Origin of the sequence: Flavobacterium sharifuzzamanii (assembly GCF_003254585.1) — a bacterium.
In the GTDB taxonomy this organism is placed as follows: domain Bacteria; phylum Bacteroidota; class Bacteroidia; order Flavobacteriales; family Flavobacteriaceae; genus Flavobacterium; species Flavobacterium sharifuzzamanii.
Genome location: NZ_QJGZ01000035.1, coordinates 117,959 through 139,009 on the forward strand (window position 1 = coordinate 117,959; position 21,051 = coordinate 139,009).

Consider the following 21,051-nt stretch of genomic DNA (forward strand, 5'->3'; position numbering starts at 1 on the left):
GAAAGAGGCATGTTTGATTACAATCTAAAGTGATCAAAGTGCCTTTTTTTCTTTTTAAACAAACGTTTCATTAATAGAGAAATCAAATGTTTTATACCAATTTGCCTTTAAAATTTTGTTCTCTTTTCTGTTTTTGCTTAATCTATTTTTTCTCTAATAAAATTTTAGCTCAGGAAAGTGACGAAAAAGAATTCAAATCGCATCATCAAATCGGAATATCCATTAATCATGTTCATGTTTTTGAAGGTCGTGATGACGAAGGAAATCGGGAGACTTTAACTCTTCCTGCTTGGGGGATAGATTATACATTTCAGTTTCATGAAAAATGGGCTATTGGACTCCATACTGATTTTATTATGGAAAAATATAAAGTCGAAAAAGTATATGCTAGTGAAGAAAACAAAGAAACTGTAGAAAGAAGTTATCCTATTGCCCCTGCCCTTATGGGAATTTACAAACCAAACGAACATTGGAGTTTTCTCTTAGGTTTTGGAGGCGAATTTGCTAAAGAAGAAGATTTTTTCTTAACCCGAGCTGGTGTAGAATATGGCTACGAACTCCCTAAAGGATGGGAAATTTTTGGCACTGTGAGTTACGATTTTAAATGGAATGCATATGACAGCTGGGGAATCGGTTTAGGAATTTCAAAAAACTTTGGAGGAAAATAATTTATAAACCTATTAATCTTATGTGCAGCTCAAATAAATCAAATCATATTTCTAAATGCCTACTCTTTGTTTTCCTTTTATTAGTTGGTTTTAAAGGATTTTCACAACAAGAAAAAGACACTACCAAACTAATGAATGTCCGTTATGGCAGTAAAGGAATTGAACTGGAAACCCGAGACAAAAAATTTCTGTTTCAATTGGCAAGCCGTCTTCAATTTCGCTTTTCAACACCAAATGATACAGATCCATTGACTTACGATGATTATAGCCAAGATGCTAAAACCACTTTCAAAATAAACCGTGCCAGATTAAAAGTCGGCGGTCATGCTTTTGAACCTTGGCTTAAATATTATTGGGAATATGAATTGAGTCAATCTAATTTGCTTGACTTCAGAATAATGATTGAGAAATGGGATTGGCTGAGTTTTAAAGTTGGACAATGGAAAACAGAATTTACACGCGAACGCTTTATTAGCAGCGGTGAACAGCAAATGGTAGATCGATCATTGATCAACCGCCCTTTTACTGTTGACAGGCAATTAGGAGTCGAAGTTTATGGTCATTTAAAAGGAGCTGGAATTGCCGATTTTAATTATTGGGCCGCAGCATTAACAGGAACAGGACGCGGAAGCACTTCAAACGATGATAATCACTTAATGTATTTTGGAAGAGCACAATGGAATTTTCTAGGTAGATTTCTTGATTTTGAAGGCTGCGATTTAGAATTTCATGAAAAACCAACTCCGATTATTGCCTTTTCAGCCATCACAAACCGAAGCCCTTACACTCGTTTCTCGCAAGCTGGAGGAGGTTCTCTCGACGGATTTGAAGATGGATTACCAGGTCAATACAGAGTCAATCAATGGAATTTAGAAAGTGCTTTTATGTATCGAGGCTTTTCTTGGCAGAGCGAATGGCATACCAAAGAAATTATAGACAAATACAATAATAATGATATGACTGTAATGAAAGGCTATTATATTCAAGCTGGATATTTCTTTCATAATGTTTTTGAATGGTGGCCAAAACATTTAGAAATGACTGGACGACATGCCGCCTATAGGCCTGATAATTCTATAAGAGAAAATAGACAAGACGAGTCTACATTGGCATTTAATTGGTTTTTTAAAGGACATAAAAACAAACTAACTTCAGAGGTAAGTTATTTTAGTTTTCAAGATAAAACACTTCCTTTACAAGAAGGATGGCGTTTTAGAATACAATGGGATATCTCATTATAATTCAAACTTTTAGTTCATTAATTCAAAATGAACATTTTTTTTTCATAACTTTAAATCACATAAATTACTGAATATGAAAAACATATCCAAAACAGTAAAAAAACTGGCACTTCTAATGTGTTTAACCGGAGCTTTTTTGTTTATTTCTGTTGACAGTTTAGCGCAGCGGCATCGAGGTGGCGGAGGTGGCGGCGGATTTAACAGAGGCGGCGGCGGAGCAGCTACACATACTCGCCAAGCTAGACCTGCTACACAATCTAGACCAAATGTGAGTAGACCTACCACAACAAGGCCAACAGCAACAACTAGACCAGCTGCAACTAGACCTGGAGCAAATAACTCAGGAACTAAAATAAATAGACCTTCTAACAATTCCAACAGAAACAATACGGTAAATAGAAATAATACCGTAAACAGAAACAATGTTGGTAACAGAAACACCAACATAAGCGGCAATAACATTAATAGAAACAGAAATAATGTCAACATCAATGTTAACAATAGTGTTCATGTTCGCAATAATCGAAATACAGTAGTTCGTCCCGGATATAGACCATATACACGTCCGCCTTATGTATATGGCGGTTACAGATACAATTGCTACCATCCTTATTATCCACGCCCTTACAGACCTTTTTATTGGGGACCAGTTTGGCATCCTTGGGGATTCTTTGTTGCAACTCTAGCAACTACAGCAATTATTGTTAGTGTGCAAAACGAAAAGTATCACTACGATCAAGGAGTTTGGTATACCTCAACCAATGGCGGTTATACAGCAGTTCCTGCACCAGTTGGCGGAACGGTAAATAATATTCCAAGCGGAGCAGAAACAGTAAATACTGGTACGGTAAATAATTACTATTACGGAGGAACGTATTACGAAAAAGACGGTGGAAAATATACTGTCGTTGCCCCTACTGCTGGAACAATTGTAGAAAACTTGCCCGAAGGCGGAGAAGAAGTTACAATTGGCGATGCAAAATATGTAAAATTTGGAGAAACCTATTATCAGCCTGTTCAAATTGATGGAAAAGATAAATATGAAGTAGTTCAAGTTGAAAAAGAATAATTTAATCTTATTAATTCTATAAAATTAATATACTTTAAAAAATAATTTTAACTAATTTTATCCCTGCTATTGACAACCATTATAAGCTCAAAATAAATAAACCATGAAAAACAAAACCTTTTGGATCTTTGCATTACTCACATTATCCATTATTTCAATTGCTTACAGTTATACAAGATTTAAAGATAAAGCAGAAAAAACAGCTGTTGAATGCCATGAAACGCCAACAATGATAGAATCTGCATTTAAACCAACTGTTGAAAATAAATTTAAACCAACAGAAAAAGCCCCGAAAGGCATGGTTTGGATTCCTGGAGGAGAATTTTCTATGGGAACAAATGTAGAAGATGAAAGTCTTTGCAGTATTAAAGGTGTAACGAAAGATGCAGCTCCAATACATAGAGTTTATGTTGATGGATATTATATGGATGAAACAGAAGTTACCAATGAAGAATTCGAAAAATTTGTAAAAGCTACAGGTTATGTAACTGTTGCGGAACAAAAACCAACAAAAGAAGAATTCCCAACAGCAAATGAGGAAGACCTAGTTACCGGTTCTGTTGTCTTCACTCCTACTCCTTCAGCGGTTAATCTGAACAATTTTTTACAATGGTGGCGCTACGAGCCAGGTGCTGATTGGAGACATCCAGACGGTCCGCAGAGCACCATTAAAGGAAAAGAAAAATATCCTGTTGTGCATGTTGTATACGAAGATGCCGCTGCTTATGCTAAGTGGGCTGGAAAAAGATTGCCAACAGAAGCAGAATGGGAATTTGCAGCACGCGGTGGCAAAACTGGAAATCTTTATGCTTGGGGTAATGATTTAAAACCTAAAGGAAAATTTCAAGCTAATATTTATCAAGGACATTTCCCTATCAAAGACGGTGATACTGGAGAAGATGGTTTTAAAGGCATTGCACCAACAGCACAATATGCTCCAAACGCATACGGCTTGTATGACATGGCTGGAAATGTATGGGAATGGGTAAACGATTGGTACAGTGTTGACTATTACAAATCATTAGCTGAAAGTGGAAAAGTAACAAAAAATCCGCAAGGACCTAGCGCTTATTATGATCCTAGTGATCCATCTGAAATAAAACGAGTTCATCGTGGTGGTTCGTTTCTATGTACAGATCAATACTGTACGCGCTATATGGTGGGAACAAGAGGAAAAGGCGAAATCAGATCTGCTGCAAACCATGTTGGTTTTAGATGCGTAAAAAGCAAATAAAAGACTTAAAATAACAGAAAGGGATTCTACATAAAGAATCCCTTTTTTATTAATTCAGATATGGAAAGCTAAATTTTGGAGCAGAAAAATTTTTCTATATTTGCTAAAAATCTAAAAAAATGCAACATATCATAGATCGTTTTATCAGTTATGTAACAATTGATACTGAATCGGATCCAAATTCACAAACAACTCCAAGCACACAAAAACAATGGAATCTTGCCAATAAATTAGTTGACGAACTAAAAGCAATTGGCCTTGAAGATGTAACTATAGATGACAAAGCGTATATCATGGCAACACTTCCAAGCAATGTTGATCACGAAGTGCCAACAATTGGTTTTGTTTCTCACTTTGACACTTCTCCCGATTTTAGCGGAGCAAATGTAAAACCTCAAATCGTTGAAAATTACGACGGAAAAGATATCGTTCTGAACGCTGAAAAAAACATTGTCTTATCTCCTGATTATTTTAAAGATTTATTACAATATAAAGGACAAACCATCATTACAACTGATGGAACAACTTTACTAGGTGCCGACGATAAAGCTGGAATTACAGAAATCGTTTCGGCAATGGAATACCTAGTTCAGCATCCTGAAATTAAGCACGGAAAAATCAGAATAGGTTTTACTCCAGATGAAGAAATTGGACGTGGAGCGCATCATTTTGATGTTGAAAAATTTGGAGCACAATGGGCTTACACAATGGATGGAAGCCAAATTGGCGAATTAGAATACGAAAATTTCAATGCTGCTGGAGCAAAAATTACTTTTAAAGGTAAAAGCGTTCACCCAGGTTACGCTAAAGGAAAAATGATCAATTCTATGCTTTTGGCAAACGACTTTATCAATGAACTTCCAAAAGGCGAAACTCCGCAAGAAACTAAAGGTTATGAAGGTTTTTTCCATGTTCATCACATTAAAGGAAATATCGAAGAAACAGTTTTAGAGTTGATTATTCGTGATCACAACAGAAAGAAATTCGAAAAGCGAAAAGAATTGATTCATAAACTGGCTAAACAGTTTAATAAAAAATTCGCAAAGAAATTTGGCGAAGATATAGTAATCGCTGAAGTAAAAGATCAATATTACAATATGAAAGAAAAAGTTCTTCCTGTAAAATATATTGTAGACATTGCCGAAAAAGCAATGAGAGAATTGAACATAAAACCAATCATTAAACCAATTCGTGGTGGAACTGATGGTTCTCAATTGTCATTTATGGGATTGCCTTGTCCGAACATTTTTGCGGGCGGACATAATTTCCACGGAAAATACGAATATGTGCCAGCAGAAAGCATTCAGAAAGCGACTGATGTTATTGTAAAAATTGCCGAACTGACCGCTATTCCAGGAATTTTTGATGCACCAGAAAAATCTAAAAGAAAAAAATAAAGTGGAACCGAATTCTGACAAAAAACACGTTTGGGACAAAGTCAATCAATGGGAAGAAGAACTTCTTTTCCTGAAATCAATTATTGACAAAACAGAACTGGTCGAAACCATAAAATGGGGAGGACCAATTTATGTTTACAACAACAAAAATGTTATCGGAATTGGAGGTTTCAAAAATTATTTTGCAATTTGGTTTCTAAATGGTGTTTTTCTAAAAGACGAAAAAAAGAGACTAATCAATGCTCAGGAAGATAAAACAAAATTGATGCGCCAATGGCGTTTTACTTCAAAAGAAGAAGTAAATGAAAAAGAAGTTTTAGAGTATATTCACGAAGCGATTGAAAACGAAAAACAAGGAAAAGTTATTAAACCTTCTAAAAAAGAAGCGATAGTTTCAGAACTTCTAAATGCAGAAATGGCGAAAAATCCAGATTTGAAGTCAGCGTTTGAAAAATTTTCTCCTTATAAACAATATGAGTTTTTAGAATATATCGAAACAGCTAAACAGGAAAAAACAAAACTTTCTAGAATCGAAAAAGTAATTCCGATGATTTTGGCGAATGTTGGATTGAATGATAAATATAGGTAGTTTAAGTTTCAATATTTAAAATCCAGATTCCAAAACTGTTGGCATTCTGAGTGAAGTCGAAGAACGAAACTATACGAGACCTTTGTCAAAGTTTAAAACTTTGACAAAGGTCTTTCTTTTTTTGTCATCCTGACGAAGGAAGGATCACACTCGGAAATCGACAAAGATTATCCACATTACTTTACGGAGCTTCTTGTGTGATCCTTCCTTCGTCAGGATGACAAAACAAGGCGCAAAAAAAATCCCAAACTCCTATTGGCATTTGGGATTTAAATTTTTGGAATTTATTTTAGAATAAAATTTACGCTTTCTTATTCAAAGCCGCGCTCAATTCTAAAGAGATAGCAGAACGCTCTAATTTTAATTTTCCAGACATCGTTTCGATTACAACAGTAGTTTCTGCTAATTCAGCGATTTTACCGTGGAAACCACTTTTTGTAACTATTTTATCACCTACTTTTAGGTTGCTTTCAAATTCTTTTTCGTTTTTAGCTCTTTTTTGCTGTGGTCTAATCATAAAGAAATAAAGCACTACAAACATTAGTAAATAAGGAGCAAACTTTAATAAATCTTGCATGGTATTTTGTTTTTATTGTTGTTATTAATATTTTTTTTCTTTTTCTCTCTCTCGTAGCTTGGAAGCTCAAAGCGACAATTGGGATTTAGAATTTCGGATTTTTCTTTTTTACATTAGTCCTCTTCCTACTTTTACCATCTTTTTATTGGCAGTCAGTTCCTTAACAAGATTGTCTAAAATTCCGTTGATAAAAATACTACTTTTTGGTGTAGAATACTCTTTTGCAATTTCTAAATATTCGTTAAGAGTTACTTTTACTGGAATTGAAGGGAATTTAATAAATTCGCAAATTGCCATTTTCAAGATAATAGTGTCGATCTCGGCAATACGATCACTGTCCCAATTTGGTGTTTTATCTTCGTATTCTTTTGCAAATGCCGTTTCGTTTAGAATTGTTCTTCTAAATAAATCTTTAGCAAAATCTTTATCTTCAACATCTTTATACAATTTTGGTACTCTAAAATCGTCTGGATCTTCTGTTTTGATAGCTTTCAATTGTTTAACAATATGTGTATTTACAACCGGAATATCATCAACCCAAGTTAATTTATCATCCTCTAAATACTCATATAATTTTTCATTTGGCACAATAACATTTTCAAACAAATCAATAATAAATTGTCTGTCTTCTTCAAACGTATTTACGTTATTGCTCATGTATTTTTTGTAGATATCGCTTGTTTTAACATCATTTAAAAGCAAAATAATATAATCGTCGTTTAAAGACCAGTTATTGATTTTACGATTTTCTAAAGCAATGCTAAGAGAATTACTTTCTGCTAAAAGCTGGAAGATTTTGTTTTTGATGAACTTTTCGTTCGGATTACGTTCTGCTGCAGTAGCAAGGTGTTTTTTACTTGACAGATGCAAATAGACAGCTTCTTTTTTGCAAATTTCTATCAATGAAGAAAGCATTATAAGATATAAGTCCTGAATATTGTCAATGCTGTAGAAAAGAAATTTCTCTTCTTTTTCCATGTTGTCAGAACCGCTTTGGTGCATTGCATAAATGGATTGCATTACTTTAACGCGTATGTGTCTTCTATTTACCACCGTGTAAGAACATTTAAAAATTAGTCTGCAAAAGTATAACTTTTGATGCGTATTTTAAAATTAATTCGTAAAAAAGTCGTCATTTTAGTGGTCAGTTTTCAGAATTTAGTGGTCAGTCTCTATTTATAGTCGTCAGTGATCAGTGTTTAGTGAGCAGTACCAAACATGCGTAAAAAAAAAAATCTCAGTTACAGAATAAACTGCAAACTGAGACTTTAAGACTGAACACTTAAGAAAGTGAACACTGAACACTTAATTACTTCTTAGCGTTCTCGATTCTTCTTTGATCGATACGGTTTTGAGCAATTGTAAGCGCCGCTTTGTGCGTTGTAATATTGTTTTTAGCAGCAAAATCAATAATTTCTAAAGTAGTATTATAGATATTTTCTGTTTTACTCATGATTTCAGCTTTACCGTAGTTTGCTAATTCAGCATAAACATTGATAATTCCACCTGCGTTGATCAAGAAATCTGGAGCATATAAAATACCTCTTTCTTGTAATCTTGCACCGTGAACATTTTCGTCAGCTAATTGATTGTTTGCTGCACCCGCAATAACTTTAGCTTTAATTTTATCTACTGTATTATCGTTGATTGTTGCTCCCATCGCACACGGTGCATAGATATCAACATCTGCAGTATACAAATCTTCACCAGTGTAAATTGTTGCATTGTATTTTGAAGCAACTTGGAATAATTTTTCTTCGTTGATATCAGTAATCGTTACTTGTGCTCCTTCTTTAGTTAAATAATCAACCAAAGTTTCACCCACATGTCCAATTCCTTGTACCAAAACTTTTTTACCGTCTAAAACATCAGTACCAAACTGACTTTTAGCTGCAGCTTTCATACCTAAATAAACTCCGTAAGCAGTAATTGGAGAAGGATTTCCAGAACCACCTCTTTCTTCAGAAATACCAGTTACATAAGGCGTTACATCTCTTACAGTATCCATGTCTTTAGTTTCCATTCCGACATCTTCTGCAGTAATATATCTTCCGCTAAGTGAGTGAACGAATTCACCAAACTTACGCATTAATTCAGGTGTTTTTTGAGTTTTAGCATCACCGATAATTACAGCTTTACCTCCACCAATATTAAGTCCAGTAATAGCAGATTTAAACGTCATACCTCTTGAGAGACGTAAAACATCGTTTAAAGCTTCCCATTCTGTGTTATAATTCCACATTCTGGTTCCTCCCAAAGCTGGCCCCATAACCGAATTATGAATACCAATAATTGCTTTTAAACCTGTATCTTTGTCATTGCAAAATACAATTTGTTCGTGATCGTCAAAAGATAATTGACCAAAAACAGGATCCATTTTTTGAAGTTCCTTTCCAGTTGCGAAAGTTGCATCCATAGCGCTAGTATTAATTAGGTTAAAATTATGAATTTGTCAAAAAGACAACTCAAACATAATTAAAAAATACACATGTGCTAATTTTTTATCTTTAAAATAACAATTTTACAATATAATTGTTTTGATTAAATCGCAAATTATTATAATTTTATTTAATAATAATTCTTAAATTCAAATCAATTCAATATCATATTTCTTAAAAAAATGAAAGAATTAAGCTATTTAAACAAATATTTCATTAAATATAAATACAGTTTTTCACTCGGTATTTTAATCACCATAATCGCACAAATATTTTCTCTATTTACTCCAAAACTCATTAGCAAGTCTTTAAACGCGATTGAGAATTTTGATAAATTATCTACTGCAGAGCAAAAATCAGAAATAGTAATTGCAACTTTTCGTCAGGATCTCATTCATAATGTGCTACTTATCATTGGAACTACTATCGTTGCAGGCTTTTTAACATTTTTAATGCGTCAGACTTTAATCGTGATGTCACGTCATATCGAATTTGATTTAAAAAATGAAGTTTTCAGACAATATGAGAACCTTTCACAAAATTTCTATAAACAGAATCGAACAGGAGACTTGATGAACCGTATTAGCGAAGACGTTTCAAAAGTTCGAATGTATGTTGGGCCAGCAGTAATGTATACTATAAATACAGCTATCCGTTTCGCGATTGTCATATTATATATGTATAATGTATCTCCGCTGCTTACCTTATACACTATACTACCTTTACCGATTCTTTCGTATTGTATTTTTAAGTTAAGCTCTGAAATCAATAAACGAAGCACAACGTTCCAGCAATATCTTTCTAAAGTTTCGAGTTTTACTCAAGAAATCTTTTCTGGAATTCGCGTTATAAAAGCGTATTCTTTAGAAAATCAGCATCAAAACAATATGGTTGATTTAGCCGAAGAAAGCAAACGCAAGAGTTTAAGTCTTGCTAGAGTTCAATCTTTATTCGGACCTTTAATGATTGCGCTTATTGGAATCAGTAACTTGGTTGTAATATATTTTGGAGGTGTCATGTATATTAACGGAAGCATTCCTAATATCGGAACCATCGCGGAATTTATTTTATATGTAAATATGCTGACGTGGCCGGTTGCTTCTTTAGGATGGGTTTCGTCTATGGTTCAAGAAGCGGAAGCTTCTCAAAAACGCTTGAATGAATTCTTGAAAATTGAACCAGAAATAAAAAACAACACCGAAAACACTTCTGAAATTCAAGGAAATATCTCTTTCGAAAATGTTTCTTTTACTTATGATGACACCAACATTGAAGCTTTAAAAAATGTTTCTTTCACGGTGAAAAAAGGAGAAACACTGGCAATCTTAGGAAAAACAGGTTCTGGAAAATCGACTATTCTTTCTTTGATTTCGAGATTGTACGATGTTACAGAAGGAGAAGTTAAAATTGACGAAAACGAAATCAGTACCTTAAACTTAAATGACCTTCGAAATAATATCGGAATTGTACCTCAGGATGCTTTCTTATTTTCTGATACTATTAAAAACAACATCAAATTCGGAAATCAGAATGCAAGTGACGAAGAGGTAATCGAAGCTGCTAAAAATGCAGTCGTTCACGACAACATTATTGCCTTCAACAAACAGTACGACACTGTTTTAGGCGAAAGAGGAATTACACTTTCGGGCGGACAAAAACAGCGTGTTTCTATTGCGAGAGCCATTATTAAAAACCCTGCAATTTTGCTTTTTGACGATTGCTTGTCTGCTGTTGATACTGAAACCGAAGAAATGATTTTGAACAATTTGTTCGAAATTTCTAAAGACAAAACAACTATAATTGTGAGCCATCGAGTATCATCTGCCAAGAATGCAGATAAAATTATTATACTCGAAGATGGTAAGATAATTCAACAAGGTTCTCATAATCAATTAATAAATCAAGAAGGTTATTACGCATCGTTATATTTAAAACAACTTTCGGAAAAAGAATTACTTTAATTGTTGCGTAATAGATAATTTTTTATGATTTTTGAGTACTATTAATTCCAAAAATGATAGAACGTATTATGAGAGAAAATGACATGTTAGAAAAAGAAGAGATTTTTTCTAAAGTATTACGCGCAGGAAGAAGAACTTATTTCTTTGATGTGAGAGCTACCAAAGCTGATGATTATTATATCACGATTACAGAAAGCAAAAAATTTACTGAAGAAGATGGTTCTTTTCACTTCAAAAAACACAAAATCTATTTATACAAAGAAGATTTTAGTGCTTTCTCTGAAATATTAGAAGAAATGACTTCTTATGTTTTAAACCACAAAGGTGAAGAAGTAATTTCTGAAAGACACCAAAAAGATTTTAAAAAAGAATACAGCTCTGAAAAGACTGAAAGCCAAAGATCTAGTTTTACAGATATTGATTTTGATGATATTTAAATCCAAAATCATCTACATAAAGTAGAAGTCCAATTTGTTATGCATTTTGGACTTTTTTTATATATTTATGTTTTGAGATGCGAATTGTAAAATGTGAGATGTACGATTCATGCACCCTTTACTTCTAACAATTTTACAAATTACATTTTACTTCTAATGAAAAAATTAATTATTCTCCTAAGTCTCTTCTTCTTTGGAATTTCTCTTTCTGCACAGAATATAGAGTATGAAACGAAAAACAATATCCAATATTATAGTGCAGCTGTAAATAAATCTGATAAATACATCAACGAAAGATGTGTTTTGGATATTTATTATCCGAAAAACAAAACCGGATTTGCTACAATCGTCTGGTTTCACGGCGGCGGATTAACTGGCGGAAACAAAGAAATCCCAGAAGCTTTAAAAAATAAAGGTTTTGCAATTATTGGCATAAATTATAGATTGTCACCAAAAGCAAAAGCTGAGAAAGCTATCGAAGACGCTGCAGCAGCTGTTGCTTGGACTTTCAACAACATAGCAAATTATGGAGGCGATAAATCCCTAATTTTCGTTTCTGGACATTCTGCTGGAGGATATTTAGGAATGATGATTGGTTTGGATAAAAAATATCTTCAAAAAGAAAACATCGACGCCAACCAAATTGCAGGGCTTATTCCGTTTAGCGGGCAATGCATTACGCATTTCGAAATTAGACGAGAAAACGGAATTCCTGAAAAACAGCCTACAATTGACCAATTTGCTCCTTTATATCATGTTCGTGCCGACGCTCCGCCAATGTTATTAATTACTGGCGATCGCGAATTAGAAATGCTTGGGCGTTATGAAGAAAACGCATACATGTCCAGAATGATGAAACTGGTTGGACATACACAAACTAAATTATATGAATTAGACGGTTACGGCCACGGAATGACAGAACCTGGTTTTCCTCTTTTACTTAATGAAGTAAACCGAATTTTAAAAGAACGTAAAAAATAATCACTAATAAAAATTCCACGGCAATGGAGACACAACTATTAATTATACCAGGACTTGGAGATTCTGGAGAGAAACACTGGCAAACTTTTTGGCATAAAAAATTCGAAAACTCAATTCGTGTTGTACAAGATAATTGGGATGAACCGATTCGCGAAGAATGGCTTGAAAGATTAAATGAAAACATCTTAAAACTTGACAAACCAACAATTTTAGTAGCGCATAGTTTGGCTGTTTCATTGGTTCTGCATTGGGCAGAAAAATACAATAATCCGAATATTATTGGGGCATTTTTAGTCGCTCCTGCTGATGTTGATTCACCTCAGCATACACCCGAATGCATAAGAAATTTTTCTCCAATTCCGCTTTATAAATTACCTTTTCCATCGGTAGTAGTAGCGAGCGAAAATGATCCTTATGCTTCTTTTGAAAGAAAAAAACTCTTCGCTGAAAAATGGGGAAGCGATTTTGTAAATATTGGTCAACAAGGACACATTAACTCCGATTCTGATCTAAAATATTGGGAGGAAGGACAATTAATACTTCAGCAATTGATTGAAAGCATAAAAAAGTAATCAGTTTACAGTTATTCTTAGTGTTCAGTTTTTTAGTATTCAGTTATTTTATCAACTTACGACTGAACACTAAAAAACTGAACACTGAACACTATCCTATACGTAATCCATTAGGAATCTTAAAATCCGGAGCTAATAAAATTACATCTCCCTCTTCACCTACAGCACCAAGCACTAAACATTCACTCATAAATTTTCCGATTTGCTTTCTAGGGAAATTTACAACTGCCACAATCTGACGATTAACTAAATCTTCTTTCTGATATCTTTTAGTAATTTGTGCAGATGACTTTCTAATTCCGATTTCTGAACCAAAATCAATTGTTAGCTGATAAGCTGGTTTTCTTGCTTCAGGAAAATCGTTTACTTCTATAATTGTTCCTACGCGCATATCTGTGCGTTCAAATTCGTTCCAGGTTAAATCCATTTTTAAATTCTATTATTTACAAACCTATAAATTTTGTAATTAATGCGCCTAATTCTATAACCTTTTTCTTTTTCTTAAATCTAATTTTACGAGAAGAAAACGAAAAACACTCACGAAAAAAGATATAAAATGGAACATACTGAACCAAATGCATGCATGTCAATTAAAGATTTTGAATCTAATTTAAAACAGGTTCACACTGATAAATATATAGAAACTGCTCAAAATGTAAGACTTTATGTGAAAGATTACGGCCAAGGAAAACCAGTAATTCTAATTCATGGCTGGCCCCTTTCTAATGAAATGTGGGAATATCAGATTGATCATCTAGTACAAAACAATTGTCGGGTAATTGCCTACGATCGTCGCGGATTCGGAAAATCTTCTCAGCCTTGGGACGGTTACGATTATGATACTTTGACGGATGATCTTAAGGAAATTATTGAGCAACTAGAATTAGAAAATGTAACGCTTGTCGGCTTCTCAATGGGTGGTGGCGAAGTGGTTCGTTATTTCAGTCGTCATGGCGGAAAAAATGTTATTAAAGCAGCTTTAATTTCATCAATTATTCCATTTCTTTTAAAGACTCACGATAATCCCGATGGGCATCCGAAAGAGAAAAGTGAAAATACAGCAGCAGCAATCAAAGAAGACAGAATTGGTTTTGTAGACAATTTCGGAAAAACGTTTTTTGGCATAAACATTATCAATAAACCAATCAGCACTCCGTTATTAGAATATTACAGAAACTTATGTTCTGTGGCTTCTCCAAGAGCTACTTTAAAATGTGCAGAATCTTTTTCTTATACAGATTTTAGAGATGAATTGGATTTCATAAAAGTTCCAACCTTGATTATTCATGGCGACGACGACAAAATTGTACCTATTGACCTTACTTCAAGAAAAGCGGCAAAATCAATTGCCAATAATACTTATATCGAATATGAAGGTGCGCCACACGGTTTATTCTATACCGACAGAGAAAAACTAAACGAAGATTTACTGGAATTTTTGAATTCATAAAAATTTAAAAAAGTACCCAAAGAAGCAAGCTGAAAAGGCTAACTGCTTTCTTTGGGTATTTTTTTATTCTTGTGCTCTTTTATTTACAGTTTTTTAAACCTATTTTTGAAATTCAAATTTCGAATAAAATGGCACGAACTGAATCAACAATGCTTCCTTTAGGAACAATTGCACCTGATTTTTATCTAAAAGATACCAACTCGAACAATACTTTTTCTTTTGAAGATTTAAAAGGTTCGAAAGGTACTTTGGTTATGTTCATATGCAACCATTGTCCGTTTGTGCACCATGTCATTAAAGAAGTTGTAATGATTGCCAATGATTATCGGGTTCAGGGATTAGGAGTAATCGCTATTTCCAGCAATGACGTTGTCAAATATCCTGAAGACAGTCCAGAATTAATGACTGACTTTGCAATGGAAAACAAAATTGATTTTCCTTATTTGTACGATGAAAGTCAGAAAACCGCAAAAGCTTATCAGGCAGCTTGCACTCCAGACTTCTATTTATTTGATAATCAAGACAAATTATTCTATCGCGGACAGCTAGACGATTCAAGACCTGGCAACGGAATTCCCCTTAGCGGAAGCGATCTTAGAGGTGCAATTGATGCCTTAATTTACAATAGAAGTTTAAAAGAACCACAGAAACCAAGTTTAGGCTGTGGCATTAAATGGAAGTAAAACCTCACTAAATTCAAAAAGATTGCGTATCTTTGCAAATCAATTTAACAATCCTTATGGGAAATAAAACACCATTTACAGCTTCTATAAAGTCGTTTTGCGTAGCAAAACCGCTACCTGCTGTAATTATTTCACATAATAAGGCCTTTATTAATTAGGCCTCCGTCTACTTCACTTTTTCTTCTTTTTGACGGAGGATTTACATCAACTTAAACATTTCTATTATTTGACAAAAATCAATTTTTGATCAGATATTTTTTTGTTTTTCAGATTAAACATTTCGATTCTGTCTTTTAAAAGTCAGAGAAATATTTACTTGTAAATTATTCTAAGAAGAAAAAATCATTTAAAATTTTATAATAATAAATTCAATATAGATATGAAACCAACACCCACTTTCTGTAAATCAGATTATCAATTTTTAAGAGAATTGATTTTAAAAAGTAAAAACTCAACAAATACTAAAGAAGCCAATCTACTTTCGCAAGAATTAGATCGTGCCATAATCAGCAAAGAAAGCGAATTGGATAGCTCGGTAATTCGAATCAATTCATTTGTAACAATAGAAGATGTAAAAGCTAAGAAACAAATGAAAATTCAGATCGTTTTACCTTCTGCAGCAGATGTAAAACAATCTAAAATTTCAATTCTAGCACCTTTAAGTGTTGCTATTATTGGTTTTAAAGAAAATGACGAAGTGGATTGGGAATTACCTGCTGGAATCAAAACTTTAAAAGTAATAGCTGTAAACAATTCGGCTGTACATCATTCTTAAATTTTAAAACACCTCATTCTGTGACGGTGTTTTTTTTATATCTATTTGAAAACAAAAAAACTGTTCAATCGAACAGTTTTTTTATGCTTTTTTCTCAAACTCAAAATTACAATTGCGAATCAATGTAATTGGTAATTGAAGCCATTTGAGTTTCGTCTAATTTTGCTTTTTTACCCATTTTTACTAAAATCGGCGTCCATTCTTCTTTTGTGAATTTTTTCGGCTCAAATAACTTGTGGCATTTTGCACAATTATTCTCGTATAAACTTTTACCTGCTTCCAATTCAGGTGTTAATGCAACAGCTTTCGTCGTTTCGTTAGCTTGCTTAGATGCTACTGGAGCTGCTTTCTTACTTCCGCAAGAAACCATAAATAAGGCAAGTCCTGCAAGGATTAATATATTTTTCATTGGCTTTGTTTTTTTAGTAAATATAAAAAAAATCCCATTCGGCGTTCGAATGGGATTCTATTTATAACAATACTAAATTGCTTCTAAACTCTTATTTTACGTCCATTAATTCAACGTCGAAAATCAAAGTTGCATTTGGTGGAATAACTCCTCCTGCACCAGATGGCCCGTAAGCTAAATCAGATGGAATTACAAAACGAGCTTTGTCTCCAACTTGCAATAAAGCAATACCTTCGTCCCATCCTTCGATAACTTGTCCAATTCCTAATTTGAATTCGATTGGTTTTTTACGTGGGTAAGAAGAATCAAAAACTTTTCCGTTTTCTAAAGATCCTTCGTAATGAACAGAAACTGTTTTTCCAGCTTCAGCTTTTTTACCTTCTCCTTTTTGAATCATTTTATAACGTAAACCGCTTTCTGTTCTATCAAAACCAGCAGCTAATTGTTCCATTTTTGCTTCAGACTCTGCTTTTAAAGCTGCTTCACGTTTCATACGAGCACCTTTTAAACCAATGAAAGCTTCGATAGCATTCCATTTTTGAGCTTCTTCTCCAACTCTGATAATCTCAACAGACTCTAAATTGTCACCTTGAGCAACAGCATCGACAATATCTTGTCCTTCAACAACGTGTCCAAAAACAGTGTGTTTGTTATCTAACCAAGGAGTTGGAACGTGAGTGATAAAAAACTGAGAACCATTACTTCCAGGACCAGAATTAGCCATAGATAAGATTCCTGGACGATCGTGTTTTAAGCTCGGGTGAAATTCATCATCAAATTTGTAACCTGGATCTCCAGTTCCAGTTCCTTTTGGACAACCACCTTGAATCATGAAATCTGCAATTACTCTATGGAAAGTTAATCCGTCATAGAATTTTTGTCCTTGAGGTTTCACTTTGTTTTCCATATTTCCTTCTGCAAGAGCAACAAAGTTCCCTACAGTTCCTGGTGTCAAATCATGTGTCAATTTTACTAAAATTGAACCTTTGCTAGTATTGAATTTAGCGTATATTCCGTTTTCCATGTTGTTATTTTTAATTTGAACGCAAATTTACAAATTAATTTTTTAATCAATTTGAGCTTTTGCTTTTTTAGATTTTGATTTATATGTAAGTCCGTAAATCGTTAATGACAATAACGATAAGACCATACAGCCGATTGTTACATACTGCCATCCGCCAAATTTCCACAACAACAGACCGTATGCAGATCCCGCTGCTGTTCCTAAAAATGTCAGCGACATAAATACGGTATTCAATCTGTTTCTTGCTTCTGGCAATAACGAATAAACTCTAGTTTGATTGGAGATGTGAACACCTTGAATTCCGATATCAATAAACACAATTCCGATTGCGATTCCAATCACACTTTCTATTGAAAAATAAAAAATCAAAAAGCTGATTAAAACCAATAAAATACCATAACCAACCGCAATTCTCGAGTTCCCTTTGTCTCCCAATTTTCCAACAAGAGGGGCTGCGAGAGCTCCAGACGCACCAACAATTCCGAACAAACCAATTGTAGCACTATTAAAATCGAAAGGTTTTCCAGAAAGCAAAAGCACCATTGTAGTCCAAAATGCTCCAAATTGAGCAAAACTGAAAACATTAATTGCTGTTGCTTCACGCAAAACAGGTTGTGTTTTTATAAGCGTAAACAGCGACTGAATTAACTGTCCGTAAGTTCCTTGAAATTGTGGTTTGTTCTGCGGAAATTTGCTCTGAATGACAAAAAAAATCAAAAGACAAATTCCTGCTGCGATATAAAACATAGATCTCCAGCCTAGAACTTGACCGATGAAACCGCTTAAAGTTCGCGAAAGCAAAATTCCGACCAAAAGCCCGCTCATGATAGTTCCTACAACTTTTCCACGCTGATCGGGAGCACTTAAAGAAGCTGCCAATGGCAAAATAAGCTGCGGTACAATCGATGTGATTCCGATTAGCAGTGAAGCGATTTGTAAAACAAGAAAACTTTTGGCTGTTGCCGCAATTAATAAGGCTATTACAGTAGCAAAAGTAGTCATCAAAATTTGCCTTTTACGTTCTATTTTATCGCCAAGCGGTACCATAAAAAACAATCCGATAGCATAACCCGCTTGAGTAAGATAGGTTATCGTTCCGGCACTTTCTTCTGGAATTTTAAATTCGTTGGCAATTAAAACAATCAAAGGCTGGCAGTAATAAAGATTTGCAACTATAAGACCAGTGCAAACTGCCATAAACAGTACATTAGTTTTAGATAAATTCATGCTGCAAAAATACCATCTATATTTAAGCTAAACTATAATTTAAGTTTTTTTTAAAATTAAATCTGTGTCTTCGTTATATCGAATTCGTAAAATCAGCGTAAATTTTTAGAACACTGATGACGCAGATTCGCTATCGCGAAGACGCGGATTTTTACTGATTTCTTATTTTTTAATATTGTAAAAAGTCTTCTCTTGCAGGGCTGAAAACATCTGTCAACATACCTGTTTCCAAGCAAACAACTCCATGAACAGCGTGAGGCGGAATATAAAAACTATCCCCTTCTTTTAGAGTCTGGGTTACACCGCTGATTGTGACATCAAATTTTCCACTTGCAATGTATGTAACTTGAGAATGATAATGATCATGCAAAGTACCAATTCCACCTTTTTCAAAATGAACGTTTACCAACATTACTCTTTCATCAAAAGCCAAAATCTTACGCTTAATTCCTTCACCGACTACTTCCCACTCTATTTCGTCTCCTTTTATAAATTCTTTGCTTGTTCCTAAACTCATAATCTTTTTATTTTTATTGAATGCTCTTAAGGTCTTTTTCCATTAACTCTACACCACTGGTTAATTGGTTGTCCTTAAAATATTTTTCTAATTCTTTCAATCGTTTTACATTATCATAATTAAATCCCGAATTTAATTTTCTTTGACAAAGAGAACACAATCTAATGGAATGTCTATCTGTTTCTACCATACTATTTGTACCGTTCATAACACAACTGGCTTCAATACAATGATACAAACCAAACATGTGACCTATTTCGTGTGAACAAATTTTCAGCAATCGTTCTAAACCTAAATTAAAATCGGCTTCTTTTTGCATTCTATACATAGAACTTACTGCAATTTTATCTCTATACGATGCCAATCCAAAAACATAATTCCATTCGGGTTTTGGGTACAGATCTTTTTCAGTTATTGCCATTAAAGCAATTCTTTTATTAGGATTTTCTTCTTTTAAAACATCTGTTAAAATATATCCAGCTAAAAACTGTTCCTGTCCAACATCTCCAATTCGTCTGGCATGATTCGGAATAATATCATTTGAAACATTTTCTAAAACCTTAGTTTCTAACTGAAAAAATATTTGCAGATACTGACGAACTAATTCGATTTGTTTTATTTGCATTGAATCGAACTTTCCTATAGGCTGCAAATAAATAATGTTTTCTTCTTTGGTTGGAACAACATGCTTATTCCGAACAAATTTTTCGAAACTTTGCCCATTTTCTTTATGAGAAAACAACCAATCGCCAAAGGCAGGCTTACCAAGCTTAACATCATTAACTTTAATATCCACAAAATAAGGTTGAGGCGGTAAAATTTGCTGTGGAACTGACTGTGTCTTTAAATTTGTCTTTTCTTTTTTATCAGATTGACAAGACAAAAAAATCACAAATACCAACAAAAGAAGTTTCTTCATAGATATGAATTAGATTAAATTTTTAGAAATAAAATCACAACTCGATTTGATAGATTCAATAGAATTTGAAGCAAAATTATTTTCCTGTTCTACAAAAAAATGAACCATTCCTGATTGTTTAGCTTCTTTGAAAACAGGTTTAAAATCAATTGTTCCCAAACCAACTTCGGTATTTAAATCATTATTTTTCTTGTCTTTATCTTTTACATGCCACATTTTGAAACGGCCTGGATTTTCTTTGAAAAGCTTTAAAGGATCATTGCCAGAATGAATTACCCAGTATAAATCCAATTCAAAATAAACCAAATCTTTGTCGGTTTCGTTTAATAAAATCTCATAACCTGTAACTCCATCATGTTTTTGAAACTCAAAATCATGATTATGATAAGCTAACTTCAAACCAGCTTTTTTACACATTTTTGCCGCTTCGTTTACGCGAGCTGCTATCTTCTTATAATCTTCGATATTTCTTCTAAAAGGTTCATCGACCCACGGAATGGTTAGAAATTCACTTTTTAGAACTTTTGCTGCCTCAATTGCTGCAATCAATTCTGTAGTATTTCCATCGTATAAAAAACTTCCCAAATTATAATGTCCGCTAACTGCTTTTAGTCCATTCTCATCTAGAATCTTTTTTAACTCTTGAGGCGTTAATCCCCAAAACTGATCTTTGATTGAAAACCCGTATGTCTCGACAGTAGTATAACCTGATTTAGCGACTTTTTCTACAGTTCCTTTTACGTCTTTAGGAAGTTCATCACGAAGCGTATACAACTGTAAACCTATTTCTTTTTTATTCATAGAAAGTGCAAATGATGGTGAAGCCAAAACTGCAGTTGCAGCAAGACCTGTGGTTACGATAAAGTTTCTTCTGCTAATCATT

23 protein-coding genes are annotated in these 21,051 nt (G+C 33.8%); 13 read left to right on the forward strand and 10 right to left on the reverse strand.

Translation table 11 applies throughout. The features are described from left to right. The first annotated feature begins 86 nt into the window (after positions 1 to 86). The 6 genes from DMA14_RS05625 to DMA14_RS05650 all read left to right on the forward strand — a co-directional run bounded on the left by DMA14_RS05625 (position 87) and on the right by DMA14_RS05650 (position 6,198). Positions 87 to 668, forward strand: a complete 582-nt coding sequence (locus tag DMA14_RS05625; RefSeq protein ID WP_111423809.1) for a hypothetical protein — start codon at positions 87 to 89, stop codon at positions 666 to 668. A 20-nt stretch (positions 669 to 688) separates the two neighbouring features. Further along, positions 689 to 1,909 (forward strand): OprO/OprP family phosphate-selective porin, encoded by a 1,221-nt coding sequence (locus DMA14_RS05630; protein WP_111423810.1) that lies wholly within the window; start codon positions 689 to 691, stop codon positions 1,907 to 1,909. Between the two features lie 73 nt (positions 1,910 to 1,982). Continuing rightward, entirely contained in the window at positions 1,983 to 2,978 is a 996-nt protein-coding gene (locus DMA14_RS05635) for a DUF6515 family protein (RefSeq protein ID WP_111423811.1), read from the forward strand. Positions 2,979 to 3,081: 103 nt separating this feature from the next. Continuing rightward, a complete protein-coding gene (locus DMA14_RS05640; protein WP_111423812.1) occupies positions 3,082 to 4,212 on the forward strand; it encodes a formylglycine-generating enzyme family protein in 1,131 nt (376 codons plus the stop codon). 119 nt (positions 4,213 to 4,331) lie between these two features. Beyond that, positions 4,332 to 5,609, forward strand: coding sequence for a peptidase T (gene pepT, locus DMA14_RS05645; RefSeq protein WP_111423813.1), 1,278 nt, complete (start codon positions 4,332 to 4,334; stop codon positions 5,607 to 5,609). 1 nt (position 5,610) lies between these two features. After that, positions 5,611 to 6,198: a YdeI/OmpD-associated family protein gene (locus DMA14_RS05650; RefSeq protein WP_111423991.1), complete on the forward strand. Its 588-nt coding sequence runs from the start codon at positions 5,611 to 5,613 to the stop codon at positions 6,196 to 6,198. 301 nt (positions 6,199 to 6,499) lie between these two features. On the opposite strand, the gene yajC is transcribed toward DMA14_RS05650, so the two are convergent. The 3 genes from yajC to DMA14_RS05665 form a co-directional block, all read right to left on the reverse strand. After that, a complete protein-coding gene (yajC, locus tag DMA14_RS05655) occupies positions 6,500 to 6,775 on the reverse strand; it encodes a preprotein translocase subunit YajC (protein ID WP_111423814.1) in 276 nt (91 codons plus the stop codon). A 108-nt stretch (positions 6,776 to 6,883) separates the two neighbouring features. Next, positions 6,884 to 7,795: a transcription antitermination factor NusB gene (gene nusB, locus DMA14_RS05660; protein ID WP_111423992.1), complete on the reverse strand. Its 912-nt coding sequence runs from the start codon at positions 7,793 to 7,795 to the stop codon at positions 6,884 to 6,886. Between the two features lie 289 nt (positions 7,796 to 8,084). Further along, positions 8,085 to 9,191, reverse strand: coding sequence for a Glu/Leu/Phe/Val family dehydrogenase (locus tag DMA14_RS05665; RefSeq protein WP_111423815.1), 1,107 nt, complete (start codon positions 9,189 to 9,191; stop codon positions 8,085 to 8,087). 204 nt (positions 9,192 to 9,395) lie between these two features. On the opposite strand from DMA14_RS05665, the gene DMA14_RS05670 reads away from it, so the two are divergent. The 4 genes from DMA14_RS05670 to DMA14_RS05685 all read left to right on the forward strand — a co-directional run bounded on the left by DMA14_RS05670 (position 9,396) and on the right by DMA14_RS05685 (position 13,164). Continuing rightward, positions 9,396 to 11,174, forward strand: coding sequence for an ABC transporter ATP-binding protein (locus tag DMA14_RS05670; RefSeq protein ID WP_111423816.1), 1,779 nt, complete (start codon positions 9,396 to 9,398; stop codon positions 11,172 to 11,174). A 68-nt stretch (positions 11,175 to 11,242) separates the two neighbouring features. Continuing rightward, on the forward strand, positions 11,243 to 11,611 hold the full coding sequence (locus DMA14_RS05675; protein ID WP_008462177.1) for a PUR family DNA/RNA-binding protein: 369 nt from the start codon (positions 11,243 to 11,245) through the stop codon (positions 11,609 to 11,611). 156 nt (positions 11,612 to 11,767) lie between these two features. Further along, positions 11,768 to 12,592: an alpha/beta hydrolase gene (locus tag DMA14_RS05680; protein ID WP_111423817.1), complete on the forward strand. Its 825-nt coding sequence runs from the start codon at positions 11,768 to 11,770 to the stop codon at positions 12,590 to 12,592. A 23-nt stretch (positions 12,593 to 12,615) separates the two neighbouring features. Then, positions 12,616 to 13,164, forward strand: coding sequence for an RBBP9/YdeN family alpha/beta hydrolase (locus tag DMA14_RS05685; protein WP_111423818.1), 549 nt, complete (start codon positions 12,616 to 12,618; stop codon positions 13,162 to 13,164). A 91-nt stretch (positions 13,165 to 13,255) separates the two neighbouring features. Here DMA14_RS05685 and DMA14_RS05690 read toward each other — a convergent pair whose 3' ends face one another. Further along, positions 13,256 to 13,591 carry a tRNA-binding protein gene (locus tag DMA14_RS05690; RefSeq protein WP_095931381.1) on the reverse strand — a complete coding sequence of 112 codons (336 nt, stop codon included), beginning with the start codon at positions 13,589 to 13,591 and terminating at the stop codon, positions 13,256 to 13,258. Between the two features lie 129 nt (positions 13,592 to 13,720). On the opposite strand from DMA14_RS05690, the gene DMA14_RS05695 reads away from it, so the two are divergent. From DMA14_RS05695 to DMA14_RS05705, 3 genes are all read left to right on the forward strand, one after another. Continuing rightward, positions 13,721 to 14,614, forward strand: coding sequence for an alpha/beta fold hydrolase (locus tag DMA14_RS05695; RefSeq protein WP_111423819.1), 894 nt, complete (start codon positions 13,721 to 13,723; stop codon positions 14,612 to 14,614). Positions 14,615 to 14,742: 128 nt separating this feature from the next. Further along, positions 14,743 to 15,297, forward strand: a complete 555-nt coding sequence (locus DMA14_RS05700; RefSeq protein ID WP_111423820.1) for a thioredoxin family protein — start codon at positions 14,743 to 14,745, stop codon at positions 15,295 to 15,297. Positions 15,298 to 15,676: 379 nt separating this feature from the next. Continuing rightward, the gene (locus DMA14_RS05705) at positions 15,677 to 16,072 is read left to right on the forward strand and encodes a GreA/GreB family elongation factor (protein WP_111423821.1); all 396 of its coding nucleotides are present in this window, start codon (positions 15,677 to 15,679) and stop codon (positions 16,070 to 16,072) included. A 106-nt stretch (positions 16,073 to 16,178) separates the two neighbouring features. Here DMA14_RS05705 and DMA14_RS05710 read toward each other — a convergent pair whose 3' ends face one another. The 6 genes from DMA14_RS05710 to DMA14_RS05735 form a co-directional block, all read right to left on the reverse strand. Further along, entirely contained in the window at positions 16,179 to 16,481 is a 303-nt protein-coding gene (locus tag DMA14_RS05710) for a cytochrome c (RefSeq protein ID WP_111423822.1), read from the reverse strand. A gap of 91 nt (positions 16,482 to 16,572) precedes the next feature. After that, the gene (locus tag DMA14_RS05715) at positions 16,573 to 17,505 is read right to left on the reverse strand and encodes a peptidylprolyl isomerase (protein WP_111423823.1); all 933 of its coding nucleotides are present in this window, start codon (positions 17,503 to 17,505) and stop codon (positions 16,573 to 16,575) included. A gap of 42 nt (positions 17,506 to 17,547) precedes the next feature. Then, a complete protein-coding gene (locus DMA14_RS05720; RefSeq protein ID WP_238989922.1) occupies positions 17,548 to 18,702 on the reverse strand; it encodes an MFS transporter in 1,155 nt (384 codons plus the stop codon). Between the two features lie 199 nt (positions 18,703 to 18,901). Then, the gene (locus tag DMA14_RS05725; RefSeq protein ID WP_111423825.1) at positions 18,902 to 19,252 is read right to left on the reverse strand and encodes a cupin domain-containing protein; all 351 of its coding nucleotides are present in this window, start codon (positions 19,250 to 19,252) and stop codon (positions 18,902 to 18,904) included. A 10-nt stretch (positions 19,253 to 19,262) separates the two neighbouring features. Next, on the reverse strand, positions 19,263 to 20,168 hold the full coding sequence (locus tag DMA14_RS05730) for an archaemetzincin family Zn-dependent metalloprotease (protein WP_111423826.1): 906 nt from the start codon (positions 20,166 to 20,168) through the stop codon (positions 19,263 to 19,265). 9 nt (positions 20,169 to 20,177) lie between these two features. Continuing rightward, positions 20,178 to 21,050, reverse strand: a complete 873-nt coding sequence (locus DMA14_RS05735) for a sugar phosphate isomerase/epimerase family protein (RefSeq protein ID WP_111423827.1) — start codon at positions 21,048 to 21,050, stop codon at positions 20,178 to 20,180. Position 21,051 lies beyond the last annotated feature (1 nt).